Consider the following 12,824-nt stretch of genomic DNA (forward strand, 5'->3'; position numbering starts at 1 on the left):
TTAGTTAATTATATATTCTTCACCAACAAAATCTGGTCCACTTTGAGTATAATATTGTAAATTATCATAATTTACATGAGAATAATTTCCTGTATATCCCCAATTTCTAAATCCAACTTTACCTTCCGTATCAGTTGTTAAACTTTCTCCTGAATAAAGTAAATTATCATCTACATATAATTGTACTTCGCTTCCTGTATAAGCAACTTTAACTTTATAAGTTGTTCCATTTTGTAGTGATAACCCTTGTGAAACAATTGTAGTTTGAACATCATTTCCATCCTTTATATTCTTTAAAACCCAATTTCCAGAAACATCATAACCAATCATATTATAATTATTTTCATCAACATATCTAAAAACAATTCCTAATCTTCCAGCATCACTTTTGACCTTCATATCAACTTCAATTACACCATCTTTTAATTCTGGTGAATTATTATCTACTACTAAAGTATAATTTCCTTCATCTGGCCAATTTGCAGCTTCAATATTAAGTCCTCCGTCTACATGACTTACAATTCCACCACCATATACTTTCTCAAATCCATCAATGCTTTCCTCAAAATCTTTAGTATATTGTTGCTGAATTACTGCCGCATGTACTATTGGTTCAATTCCAGAACTAACACCATTAACTATAAAAGCTGATAATAGTGCATATGCCATTCTTTTTTGAAATTTTCTTTTTGCCATTATAATTTATCTCCCTTTTGTATATTTTTAATTTTCCATAGTTTAATTATAGATAATTTATGTTTACGTTTTCGTAAGTATCTTGTCGATTTTCATCTATATCTTGTTAAATTGTTCAAAAGTAACAAGATATTGAAATTTATTTTGTTGATATATATTATATAAGCTCTTTTAATAAGTCCATTCTTGATTCATATAAATCATTGGAATTATCCCTAACATAATTCCAATACTCCTTGTTATTTTTCAATTCCCTTAACAATTTATCTATTTTAGAATTAGTAATTTGATTTTCTTTTAATAACACTCCTAAAACTAATATAAATGTTCCACACTCTTCAACCTCTTCTAACAAACTATCATTATTAAAAATTACCTCTTCCAAAGCCTCATTCTCATCCATTCCTTGTTCTAAGTACTCTTCGAACTCTCTCTTTATATCCATAGCCAAATCATCATCATAAATATCTAATCCCCATATTCCCATTATATTTATCTCCTTACATAAAATATTTTTATACTATAATAAATATTTAATTATACTATTAAATACTCCCTTCTCTCTGAATTTATTCTAGATATTTATTTAGTCTAAACTTTTTATAAAAAAAGATAGTTAATAATCAAAAACATAAGATTTGATTATTAACTATCTTCCATAAATTAACTATATTAAATTTATATTTATTCTCTAATCCAACTAACCATATACTTAGTATTCTTAGGAATATCATCTATAATAGGCTTTTCGAATTTAAAACCTCCATTTATTCCTTTTTCTTTACAACTTAAATCAAAGTGACACATAGCAATTCCCATATCAATTTTTTGAATATCATAATTTATTTTTTCAGAAGGTTCTTTATCTTTTTTTATAAAGAAATGAAAATTATCACCATTTTTTATGATTCTCCAGGGTTGCTTATTTAATGCCGATGGTGCCAATCTTACATTTTCAAAAACATTTTTATATTCTCCTACAGTTGAATATGTAGTTAAAGGTAATGAAAAATCACGTAAAAAGAATAGTTCATTCCATGGTTTTCTAAAATCACATTTCGTAAACTTTCTCATTGTTCTATCAACTAAACTTTTCTTTGATGCTTCATATCCTATAGGTAAAACTATTGGTAAAATTTCATCACCTTTTAAATCTATAGCTTTTGCAAATTGCCCCTTCTTAAATGTCCCACCAATCCAACATGTTCCTAATCCTAAAGACGTTGCATAAAGTATTAATGACTCCATCTTATAACCTAAATCTTGTAATGAAAATTCACTCTTTTTAACCTTAACAACTATAAACTTAGTGGCACCTTTTATAATTCCATATGTACCTATCTTTGATCCATTTATATGTTCCTTAGAGTCTATAATTTCAAAAGTTACACTTTCATTAAATGGACTCTTTAAATTTTTAATATATGTATTTAAATTCTTTATAATTTCTTGTGAAACTTCTTCATTTGTATATGTTCTAATAGATTTTCTCTTTTTTATAATTTCATCTATAGATTCATTAAATATAAAATCATTAACCATAATTCTCTCCTCATTTCTTTTATACATTAACTATTATTTTACTATAAATCCATATATATTCAAAGATTTTTAGTTTACATAATAAAAATGTAAAATTAATAATATTTTATATTTAAGCCAGTCATATTTATTTTTAAGTTTTTTAAAGTCGGCATAAGCCGACTTTACTATTAATATTATAACTAATTAAAATCCTTTTTATTATACATAATATAAGTTATAGTTATAGAAATAAAGATTATACATAATCCAATAACTATAAATTTAGTTTCAAAGCCATTTTTAATAATTTCAGATGGTGGTGCATAATCAAAAGGTGAGAAATAAATAAATCCACTTAATCTGTCTTGTAGTTTAGAAAAAATACCTAAGATATAACTAGCAAAAAATACACCTAAAGCTATTGGAATTGCTTTCTTTGATGACTTAATAAATACTGATATTAAAAATCCAATTGCCATAAAAATATATCCTATAAGAGCCATACCTATATAAAGAGTTTTAATATCCATAAACATATCAATCATTTCTATATCTTCTGGCTTAACTACTGCAGAAACAGCCATAGTTATAGCCCCTAATATAATTAAAAATATATAAAATATAACTGCATTAGCTAAAACCTTCGCTGTAATTATCTTATTCCTAGTAACTGGCTTAGAATATAAAAATTCAATAGTTCCTTCACTTTCTTCTTTAACTAAGGCTGAAACACCAAGTATAGCTGCATATATTCCTCCAGCCATAATTATATATTGAAGAACATAGGCTGAAAAATCACTAATATTACTAAAATCAGTAGCTCCACTTATATTAAATGCTTCTAGAAAAGCTTCTGGAAGTACCTCTAGCTTTGATCCCACTAATTCTTGCATTCCCATCTCTTTCATACTTGGGAAAAATAACATAAACATTACAATTAAAGCACTACATACTAAAGACCAAATAATTGAACCTTTTAATAATCTCTTAAACTCAAATTTAAACATATTCATATTATTTTCCCTCCTTGCTTTCGTAATAATTCATAAATGTATCTTCAAGCGTTTGCTCACTAATTAATAATTTATTTATTTTATATTTTGAAAACTCCTTAATTAAAGAATCAATTCCTTTATTATAATTAAATATAATTTCATCATTTTCTCGGTGAATTGATTGTCCTCCTATTTCTTTTATTTTATATTCATTTAATTCATTTGATTTTACTACTATTTTTAAAGCTGATTTTTTTGCAAGCTTTTCTATAACAACAGTATCAATAATTTTTCCATCTTTAATAACAGCAACTCTATCACACAAATTTTCTACTTCAACTAAATTATGAGATGATAAAAAAACTGTAGTTCCTTTTTTTCTTTCCTCTTCTAATAATTCAAATAACTTCTTTTGAATTAATGGATCTAACCCATTAGTAGGCTCATCTAAAATAAGTAACTTAGGCTTATGTATTAAAGCCTGTACTATAGCAACCTTCTTTTTATTTCCTAAAGAAAGCTCTGACATTTTCTTATTAATATCAACATCTAATAATCTATATAAATTATCTACTTCTTCTTGAATAACTCCACTATAAAAGCTTGAAGAATATTTTATTATATCTTTTACCTTAATTTCATCATAAAATCTAACTTCACTTGGTACATATCCAATATATTTTTTTATTTCATTACTTTCTTTAACTATGTCTTTTCCTAACATTTTTGCTGAACCAGAAGTTGGAAATATAAAATTTAAAAGCGTTCTAATAGTGGTGGATTTCCCTGCACCATTAGGTCCTACAAACCCAAATATTTCTCCTTCTTTTACCTTTAGATTTACATCTATTATTCCTCTACTTTTGCCATAAGATTTTGTTAGATTATTAGTTTCAATAATATACATAACCATCCCCCTATTTTTACTTATATGATCTTTACTTCTTATAAAATTAGCACCTGCTCTAACAACTTTTTATGTGATTTTACCAAACCACTTATAAACTTTATTGCTTAAAAACATACGCTTTTATAACACCAAAGAATTCTCTCACATAAAATACCAAAGTTGAACTTTTATGGGCCGGTGCTGGATAACCTAAAGTATCGAACCCAACCTCATTGGCTAAGTATTTAGCCCTATACATATGAAAATTATTAGATATAACGGTTATTTTAAATTCCTCTTTTCCTGTTTGCTTTTCAAGTAATTCCTTAGTAAATAAAAAGTTTTCATAAGTATTTCTAGACTTATCTTCCATTATAATTAGATTTTCATCTACTCCATTTGACACTAGAAAATTTCTCATTGCAGAAGCTTCAGTAATATCTTCACCTTCTCCTTGTCCACCTGATACAATTATTTTTACATCTGGATAAATCTCATTAAATTCTAATGCTGTTTCCAATCTATAGAGTAAAGATGTACTAATTTCACTCCCTCTAAGTCCAGCACCTAAAACAACTAAATACTGTGGCTTCTCCATATCATAATGATGCCCATTATAAATTATTATTCCTTCGATAGTTATAAAAATTATTACTGCTATTGTAAAAAATATAGTAATTACTCGTCTTAATATTCTAGGAATTTTTCCCCAGATATTAATTTCAAATTTTATCTCTATTAACCCATACATAAAAAGTGCTATTCCTAACATACAAAACATACTTGAAAATGCAATAAATCCAAACGAAATCTTTAATATTAAATAATAGAGCATTAATACTACACCTATTGCTATAAATGACTTATATATAATCTTTTCTTTATTACTCAACACTACTCCCCCTTACATAAATACCTTTTTTAATTTACTTTAATTATAAGTTATATTTTATTAAACTTAAAACTCTTTTTACTTTATTTAACTTTTTTTCCTAATAAAAATATTAATTTATTTTTATTTTCCTTTTATTAAATAAAGTAATATAATAAAATTATACAAATAGTAACAAGGAGATAAAAAGATGAATCTTAATAGAAATGATCATTGTTGGTGTGGCAGCAATAAAAAATACAAAAATTGTCATCTTCATTTTGATGAAAAAATAAACTCTTATAGACTTAGAGGACACGTTGTTCCACCTCATAATATAATTAAAACACCAGAGCAAATTGAAAAAATTAAAGAAAGCTGTGCAATAAATACTGCAGTATTAGATTTAGTAGCTAAAAATATTAAAGCTGGTATGTCTACAGAAGAAATAAATACTTTAGTTCATAATTTTACAGTGTCAAAAGGTGCAATTCCTGCTCCTCTTAACTTCCAAGGATATCCTAAAAGTGTTTGTACTTCTTTAAATGATGAAGTTTGTCATGGAATCCCTAGTGATGATGTTATTTTAGAAGAAGGAGATATAGTAAACGTAGATGTATCTACTATTTATAATGGATATTTTTCCGATGCTTCTAGAATGTTTAAAATAGGAAATGTTCATCCTGATTTAGATAAACTAGTTAGAGTTGCTAAGGAATGCTTAGATAAAGGATTAGAGGCTGCAAAACCATGGGGATTTTTAGGCGATGTTGCTGAAGCAGTACAAAAACATGCTGAAGCAAATGGCTTCTCTGTTGTTAGAGAATTTGGCGGACACGGAATAGGCCTTGAATTCCACGAAGCACCTTTCGTTTCTCATGTAGGTAAAAAAAATACTGGAATGTTACTTGTTCCTGGTATGATATTTACTATTGAACCTATGATTAATATGGGTAAACCTGACATATTTATAGATTCTGATGATGGTTGGACTGTCCTAACTGAAGATGGATATCCATCAGCTCAATGGGAATATACAGTATTAGTAACTGAAACTGGTGTTGAAGTTTTAACTTATTAAAAAATAATGGTACAAAATTTTGTACCATTATTTTTTATATGAATCTTATATTTTTTAGAAGGGGGGAATTTAGTTGAATAAATTTGAAAGTAAAAATTATATTTTTAACTATACTGATAATCCAATTGTAAAAAATGATATTAATAAAATAGTATCAACTCAAGAAATTTGTTTTCAACATATTTGTAACGTTCTAGAAGTTAAAATGAATTCTAAAATTAATTATTATCTTTGTAACTCACCTAAAGAGGTTGGAGAAATTTATGGTGATAATGAACCTTGTAATGGCTTTGCTTGTAAAATGGATAAAATATATGCAGTATATAATGAACATCTTAAATGTATCGGTTTCCATGAAGATGCACATATTATTTCTTATAACACTCTAGGTATACCTCCTCAAACATTTATTAGAGAAGCATTAGCTATGTATTTTGATAAAGCTTACTGGGGGATTTCTAATTATCACTGGGTTAGTTATTTTATTAAAAATAATTTTTATATTAACATTGAAAAACTTATAGATAATAATATATTTTATAAAAATAATCATGTCATTACTTATACCACAGGTGGTGCATTTTTAGATTATTTGATTTCTTTATTTGGAATAAATAAATTTAAAAATTTTTATACTAATTTAAATGAAGAAAACTTTGAATCTAGCTTTTTAAGTGTTTATAATATTTCATTAAACGAAGCAGAAAATAAATTTCTTAACTATATTAAAGTATTAAAAAGTAGTGATGATATTAATAATTTGATAATCTCTTATTGTAAAGATTTGAATATTAAATAAGAAAGGTTAAATACTTATGGATAAAGATTTAATTATAGAAAAAACAAAGGAATTTGTAAAAAACAAGTTATATGGTGAAGGTAGTGGTCATGACTGGTTTCATATAGAAAGAGTTTATAATTTATCAAGATTTTTAGCTAACGAAGAAAAAGCTGATAATTTTATAGTTGAAATGACCGCTTTACTTCATGATATTGATGATTGGAAATTTTCAAATGGTACTAAAACAAATACTACTATAACAGAAGAATTTTTAAATTCAGTGAATGTTGATAAAGAATCAATTAATAAAATAATTACTATTATAAAAACTATGTCTTTTAAAGGTGGCGTAGTTAATTCAACTCAAAATACTATAGAAGGAATGATAGTGCAAGATGCTGATAGACTTGATGCTATTGGTGCCATTGGAATTGCCAGAACTTTTGCTTATGGTGGAAGTAAAAATAGACCAATTTATGATCCTAATATAGCGCCAATTAATTTTACATCATTAGAAGAAGTTAAAAATGCTGAAAATCATACAATAAATCATTTTTATGAAAAACTACTTAAATTAAAGGATTTAATGAATACTGATTCAGCAAAAATTATTGCAGAAAAAAGACATAAATTTATGGAGAACTTCCTAAAAGAATTCTACTCTGAGTGGAACTTTAATTATTAAATTCACTTCAATTATACCATTGTATTATATTTAATTAGTTTTTATTGATATATTTACATAAAAGCAACTATTTTTTTGAAATAATATAATTTTATAGATACTTTTTTATATAAAATTTGCCATATTATTAAAACTTATTTTTTCTGTTTTATTTTTTTCATTTTTGTTATAAAATTAATACTTGCAAGAAATGTTTCAATAGTTAAACATCTTGAAAGGAGAGCTTCATTTTGAATAAAGATTTAACCAAAGAAGAATTACGAAAAATATACGGAAAAGTAAGTCCATTTGAATTTAAAGATAAATTAATTAAATTAGCCAAGCTAAATAAAAGTAATGTCATATTAGATGCTGGAAGAGGCAATCCTAACTGGACAGCTGCAACTCCTAGACAAGCATTTTTTACTTTCGGACAATTTGCAGTATTAGAAACACAAAGAACTCTTTGTATTGGTGATTTAGCAGGTATGCCACAAAAAGATGGTATAGCTAAAAGATTGTTAAATTACTTAAATGATAATCCCCTTTTACCTGGAGTAGATTTAATTAGAGAACTTTATCACTATGGTGTTAATACACTTGCTTTTGATGCAGATGAGTGGATTTTTGAATTAGTTGATGGAATAATTGGAGATAACTACCCTGTTCCCGATAGAATGCTTGTACATATTGAAAAAGTAGTAAATAAATATCTATTAAAAGAATTATGTGGAGATAAAAAATTTGAAAGCAATTTTGATGTCTTTGGAGTTGAAGGTGGTACTGCAGCAATGTGCTATATCTTTGATTCTCTAGCAAAAAATAATCTTTTAAATAAAGGTGATAAAATAGCTTTAATGACACCTATATTTACTCCATATTTAGAAATACCACACTTACCAACCTATAATTTTGAAGTTATAAATATTCATGCTAGTGAAGTTGATGAAAATGGAATTCCAACTTATCAATATCCAAGAGAGGAATTAGATAAGCTTAAAGATACCTCTATAAAAGCAGTCTTTATAGTTAACCCAAACAATCCTGCTTCAATAGCATTAAATGATGAATGTAAAGAAAACTTAATTGACATAGTAAATAACTATAATCCTAATTTAATGATTATAACTGATGATGTTTATTGTACTTTTGTTAATAACTTTAGATCTGTCATTAGTGATTTACCTTATAATACAATAGGTGTTTATTCATTATCAAAATATTTTGGAGTAACTGGTTGGAGACTTGGTGCTGTAATGCTTAATGAAAATAATATATACAATAAGCTAATAAGCGAATTACCAAAATCTCATAAAGAAACTTTAAATTTAAGATATTGCCATCTTTCTTCAGAACCCGAAAAACTTCCATTTATGGATAGATTAGTTGCTGATAGTAGACAAGTTGCTTTAAATCATACTGCTGGACTTTCTACTCCTCAACAAGTACAAATGGCATTTTTCTGTGCATTTACATTAATAGATAGTGATAATACATATAAAAATTTAACTATAGATATTTGTAAGAGGCGTAAAAAGCTATTGTGTGATGGATTAGAACTTGAAGTTTTTAATGATCCTAACTACGCTTCTTATTATACAGAAATTAATATTTTAGATTGGGCAAGAGTTGAATATGGACAAGAGCTTTCAGATTTTATTGAAAAATCTCATACTCCATTCGATATTCTTTATGATTTAGCTAAAAATCATTCAACTATATTATTAAACGGTGATGGTTTTGCTTCTTGTAGATGGGGATTAAGAGTTTCACTTGCAAATCTTAATGATGAAGCCTATATACTTATAGGTCAAACACTTAGAAAAATATTCAATAATCTTGTTAATGAATTTGAGTTAAGTTCACAAGAACAGTAATCCTCTAAATTAATCCAAAATAAAAAGAGCAAATTAATAGATATTTATTAATTTGCTCTTTTATTATAAATATAAAATAACTTATTCTTTATCTTATTAAAGCTTATTTATTAATTCTTTTTTGCAACTCTAATCTAAATTCATCCATACTAAAAAGCTTACCTGGACAAGTTTTAGTAACTCCCTCAAGTTCTCTATGCCCTAAAACCTTTTTAGTTTCAATATCATACTTTTTCATAAAATACAAAGTAATATTTATTAAAGCATCCATTTGCTCCTTTAATGGCTTTGTTTCATCAAAATTTCCTGCAAGTGCAATTCCAATTGAATTATGATTATGTAATTTTGCATGTGCTCCTACATACATGCCTCTTCCTTCAAATATTTCTCCATCTTTTTCAATAAAATAATTGTATCCTATGCCAGCCCATTTAAATCTTTCTATATGCATTTCATGAGTACTTTTTACTGTAAGCTTTGGATTATGTGTATGGTGAATTATTATATTCTCAATATGGTTTAACGGTATTAGTTCTTCATTAAATTTTAGATCTACTTTTTTTATATTAATTTCCATTATATAGTCACCCCAATTGAATTATATATTTTATAATTTAAATTATCCACTTTATTACACAAATAATCCATAGTAATATTAATAAATTTTAAACTATAATAATTCTATAAATAACTATAAAGATAATTCAATGACTAATAAAAAGAATTAATTACTTCTTTAACTAATTCCTTTCTTATTAAAGATTTTCTTATTATCCTTGTAGTTGTCTATTTAATAAAAAAATATTATCAATTTTATTACCACTTTCATCATAATAATTCACATCTATTCCTTCTATATATCCAATTGTATCTCTATCTAACACCTGACCTTGAATTTTTAGAAGTTCACTTTCATCCATTGGAAGTTCAATATCCTTTGTTTCATTATCTCTATCACATACCATCTTTATTTTCATAACATCATTCTCCTTTATTGATTTAGTATGTTTAAAAACAATAAACCTAATACTCTTTCATTAAATTATTTATTACTATATAAAATCTACATTGCCCTATTCCTCTAAGAATAGTTTTAATCTTAGTTATCTATTAATTATTCAATATCCATTAATTTAACCCTTATTAATCTTATTTTATTTTTCTATTTATTTGTGCAATAATAAAATCATAAAATAAATACGGAGATGATTTTATTATGAGTACTGAAATAGAAAAATTAAGTCAAATACTTAAAGAAAGTAATAATATTGTATTCTTTGGAGGAGCTGGTGTATCAACTGAAAGTGGAATTCCTGACTTTAGGAGTTCTAATGGATTATTTAATGAGAAACTTAATATAACATTTACCCCAGAACAATTAGTATCTCATAGCTTTTATATACGTTATCCTGAAGAATTTTTTAATTTTTATAAAGCTAAGCTTATCTATCCAGAAGCAAAACCTAACAAAGCCCATCTTGCACTTGCTAAACTTGAAAAAATGGGCAAATTAAAAGCTGTTATAACTCAAAATATAGACGGATTACATCAAGCTGCTGGTAGTAAAAATGTTTTTGAGCTTCATGGTTCTGTTTTAAGAAATTATTGCGTAAAATGTCATGCTTTTTATGATGAAAAGTTTATCCTAGAATCAAAAGGCGTGCCTACTTGTACTAAATGTGGTGGAAGAGTTAAACCTGATGTAGTTCTTTATGAAGAAGGATTAGATGATAATACTATTAGAGGGGCAGTTAATGCAATTGCTAATGCTGATACTTTAATTATAGGTGGAACTTCTCTTGTTGTTTACCCAGCTGCTGGTCTTATTGATTACTTTAGAGGTAAAAATTTAGTACTTATCAATAAAACTTCTACTTCTGCTGATAGTAAAGCTGATTTAGTTATTAATGATTCTATAGGAAAAGTATTAGATAAGGCTATTAATACTATTTAAAATTATTATATTGCTTAATTTAAAATAGGTATGTCAATAAATCAACTCCATTTATTGACATACCTATCTTTATTGTATATTAAAATCTAATTATTATTTAAAAGCCCCCATATCATATGTTGTCTCAAAAACCTTTCTATTTACAACCCAAACATCTTCAAAATTGGGTTGTCCATTTTCATCTGCATCACATACAATATAATCTCCAGCTCCATGTTCAACTTCTGGTCTATTAGCTATAAGAACATCCCCCCAAGCAGTATTGATTTCTACTTGTTTATTAACTGGAACAAATGCAGCAAATGTTGCTTTACCAGCCTTTGTTTGAAGTTTAATGAAATTATCTACTGTAAAATCTTCAGCTACTTATTTTTTTCTATTTTTTAATACAATTTTATCAACCAATCCGAATATTATTTCGCATTTGTATATTTTTCAATATATATATCAAAGTTTTATTGAATATATACGTCTATAAAAGCTTCGTATCCATTTAACTTTAAAGTATTTATCATATTATTTGCATTTTCTTTATTAATAAAGCTTCCTGCTATCACTCTATTAATTATCTCACCATTTATATTAGTAGGACTTACATATGAATCTATACCTTTTTCGTTTAACTCATGAACTATATTTTCAGCATTTTTATATTCTTTAAAACTGCCTACAACTACTGTATAATAAGTTGTTTCTTTTTTATTTGGAGACGTTACTTTATTATTTTCCTCATAAACATCTATAAATGCCTCATATCCTTCTTTAACCAATTCATTAACTTTGTTTTGAGCATTTTTCTTATTTGTAAAGCTTCCAGTTATAATTCTATTATAAACCTTACCATCTATTAAATCTGTACTAATGTAACACTCAAAACCATCATCTTGTAATTCTTTTAATCTTTCATTGGCATTTTCTATATTATTAAAGCTACCTGCAATAACAGCATAATAAATAGTCTTATCATTTGAATTATTTATACTAGAATTATCCTTATCTGAATACTTAATAAAAGTATCTATAAATGCATCATATCCCATATCTTCTAAATCACTTACCATACTCTCTGCATTTTTACGTTGGCTAAAACTACCTACAACTACCCTATTTAAATTTTGCCCATTAATATTTTCTTCACTTATAAATGCATCTAATCCTAAACCTTCCATAGTAGTAACCATTTTCTTAGCATTTGATATATTCTTAAAACTTCCTACTATTACTCTATAAAAGATTTCTTCTGATGTACTATTAGCTACTAAAATATTTACTCCTTTACCCCCACTATTAGCTTGGACATTTGTTGGCGATATAGAGCATATTGATATAGCAAAAATACATATAAAAATAACTTTTGTTATCCCCTTTAACCTCCCACTTTTCACCCCATAAACCTCCTAATATATTCAACTTCGTAATCAATATATGAAAATTTAATATATCAGTTACTATTTACTAATTATTAAAATAAAAATAGGACTATGTATATAGT

14 protein-coding genes are annotated in these 12,824 nt (G+C 26.3%); 5 read left to right on the top strand and 9 right to left on the bottom strand.

Features of this window, described 5'->3' with window-relative positions; genetic code table 11:
• The 6 genes from LPC13_RS07115 to LPC13_RS07140 form a co-directional block, all read right to left on the bottom strand.
• Entirely contained in the window at nt 1-696 is a 696-nt protein-coding gene (locus LPC13_RS07115) for a hypothetical protein (protein WP_005210640.1), read from the bottom strand.
• Between the two features lie 157 nt (nt 697-853).
• On the bottom strand, nt 854-1,183 hold the full coding sequence (locus LPC13_RS07120; protein WP_005210641.1) for a DUF4259 domain-containing protein: 330 nt from the start codon (nt 1,181-1,183) through the stop codon (nt 854-856).
• A gap of 197 nt (nt 1,184-1,380) precedes the next feature.
• Nucleotides 1,381-2,238, bottom strand: a complete 858-nt coding sequence (locus LPC13_RS07125; RefSeq protein WP_040418594.1) for a nitroreductase family protein — start codon at nt 2,236-2,238, stop codon at nt 1,381-1,383.
• 182 nt (nt 2,239-2,420) lie between these two features.
• The gene (locus tag LPC13_RS07130; protein WP_005210643.1) at nt 2,421-3,233 is read right to left on the bottom strand and encodes an ABC transporter permease subunit; all 813 of its coding nucleotides are present in this window, start codon (nt 3,231-3,233) and stop codon (nt 2,421-2,423) included.
• A gap of 1 nt (nt 3,234) precedes the next feature.
• A complete protein-coding gene (locus LPC13_RS07135) occupies nt 3,235-4,122 on the bottom strand; it encodes an ABC transporter ATP-binding protein (protein WP_040418596.1) in 888 nt (295 codons plus the stop codon).
• A 100-nt stretch (nt 4,123-4,222) separates the two neighbouring features.
• On the bottom strand, nt 4,223-4,996 hold the full coding sequence (locus LPC13_RS07140) for a YdcF family protein (RefSeq protein WP_234088721.1): 774 nt from the start codon (nt 4,994-4,996) through the stop codon (nt 4,223-4,225).
• Nucleotides 4,997-5,186: 190 nt separating this feature from the next.
• Here LPC13_RS07140 and LPC13_RS07145 point away from each other — a divergent pair, with 190 nt between their 5' ends.
• From LPC13_RS07145 to aspD, 4 genes are all read left to right on the top strand, one after another.
• Entirely contained in the window at nt 5,187-6,056 is an 870-nt protein-coding gene (locus LPC13_RS07145) for a methionyl aminopeptidase (RefSeq protein WP_005210646.1), read from the top strand.
• Nucleotides 6,057-6,129: 73 nt separating this feature from the next.
• Nucleotides 6,130-6,855, top strand: a complete 726-nt coding sequence (locus LPC13_RS07150) for a hypothetical protein (RefSeq protein ID WP_005210648.1) — start codon at nt 6,130-6,132, stop codon at nt 6,853-6,855.
• A gap of 16 nt (nt 6,856-6,871) precedes the next feature.
• The gene (locus LPC13_RS07155) at nt 6,872-7,522 is read left to right on the top strand and encodes an HD domain-containing protein (RefSeq protein WP_005210650.1); all 651 of its coding nucleotides are present in this window, start codon (nt 6,872-6,874) and stop codon (nt 7,520-7,522) included.
• A gap of 227 nt (nt 7,523-7,749) precedes the next feature.
• Nucleotides 7,750-9,378, top strand: a complete 1,629-nt coding sequence (aspD, locus tag LPC13_RS07160) for an aspartate 4-decarboxylase (RefSeq protein WP_195245411.1) — start codon at nt 7,750-7,752, stop codon at nt 9,376-9,378.
• 103 nt (nt 9,379-9,481) lie between these two features.
• On the opposite strand, the gene LPC13_RS07165 is transcribed toward aspD, so the two are convergent.
• Together LPC13_RS07165 and LPC13_RS07170 are read right to left on the bottom strand one after the other, a co-directional pair.
• The gene (locus LPC13_RS07165) at nt 9,482-9,955 is read right to left on the bottom strand and encodes a peptidoglycan recognition protein family protein (protein WP_005210655.1); all 474 of its coding nucleotides are present in this window, start codon (nt 9,953-9,955) and stop codon (nt 9,482-9,484) included.
• Between the two features lie 193 nt (nt 9,956-10,148).
• Nucleotides 10,149-10,355 (bottom strand): hypothetical protein, encoded by a 207-nt coding sequence (locus LPC13_RS07170; protein ID WP_005210657.1) that lies wholly within the window; start codon nt 10,353-10,355, stop codon nt 10,149-10,151.
• A gap of 239 nt (nt 10,356-10,594) precedes the next feature.
• Between LPC13_RS07170 and LPC13_RS07175 the strand changes: the two genes are divergently transcribed.
• Complete coding sequence (locus LPC13_RS07175) at nt 10,595-11,332, top strand: NAD-dependent protein deacylase (protein ID WP_005210659.1); 738 nt, start codon at nt 10,595-10,597, stop codon at nt 11,330-11,332.
• A 455-nt stretch (nt 11,333-11,787) separates the two neighbouring features.
• On the opposite strand, the gene LPC13_RS17085 is transcribed toward LPC13_RS07175, so the two are convergent.
• Nucleotides 11,788-12,717, bottom strand: coding sequence for an SPOR domain-containing protein (locus LPC13_RS17085; protein WP_005210661.1), 930 nt, complete (start codon nt 12,715-12,717; stop codon nt 11,788-11,790).
• Between the last annotated feature and the right edge of the window lie 107 nt (nt 12,718-12,824).

It is taken from the genome of Clostridium celatum, assembly GCF_021412605.1.
Taxonomy (GTDB): Bacteria; Bacillota; Clostridia; order Clostridiales; family Clostridiaceae; genus Clostridium; species Clostridium celatum.

What these genes read in the sequence shown, in the direction of transcription:
- LPC13_RS07115 (WP_005210640.1), bottom strand. Translation starts at nt 696, where the DNA reads ATGGCAAAAAGAAAATTTCAAAAAAGAATGGCATATGCACTATTATCA.
- LPC13_RS07120 (WP_005210641.1), bottom strand. Translation starts at nt 1,183, where the DNA reads ATGGGAATATGGGGATTAGATATTTATGATGATGATTTGGCTATGGAT.
- LPC13_RS07125 (WP_040418594.1), bottom strand. Translation starts at nt 2,238, where the DNA reads ATGGTTAATGATTTTATATTTAATGAATCTATAGATGAAATTATAAAA.
- LPC13_RS07130 (WP_005210643.1), bottom strand. Translation starts at nt 3,233, where the DNA reads ATGAATATGTTTAAATTTGAGTTTAAGAGATTATTAAAAGGTTCAATT.
- LPC13_RS07135 (WP_040418596.1), bottom strand. Translation starts at nt 4,122, where the DNA reads ATGTATATTATTGAAACTAATAATCTAACAAAATCTTATGGCAAAAGT.
- LPC13_RS07145 (WP_005210646.1), top strand. Translation starts at nt 5,187, where the DNA reads ATGAATCTTAATAGAAATGATCATTGTTGGTGTGGCAGCAATAAAAAA.
- LPC13_RS07155 (WP_005210650.1), top strand. Translation starts at nt 6,872, where the DNA reads ATGGATAAAGATTTAATTATAGAAAAAACAAAGGAATTTGTAAAAAAC.
- LPC13_RS07165 (WP_005210655.1), bottom strand. Translation starts at nt 9,955, where the DNA reads ATGGAAATTAATATAAAAAAAGTAGATCTAAAATTTAATGAAGAACTA.
- LPC13_RS07170 (WP_005210657.1), bottom strand. Translation starts at nt 10,355, where the DNA reads ATGAAAATAAAGATGGTATGTGATAGAGATAATGAAACAAAGGATATT.
- LPC13_RS07175 (WP_005210659.1), top strand. Translation starts at nt 10,595, where the DNA reads ATGAGTACTGAAATAGAAAAATTAAGTCAAATACTTAAAGAAAGTAAT.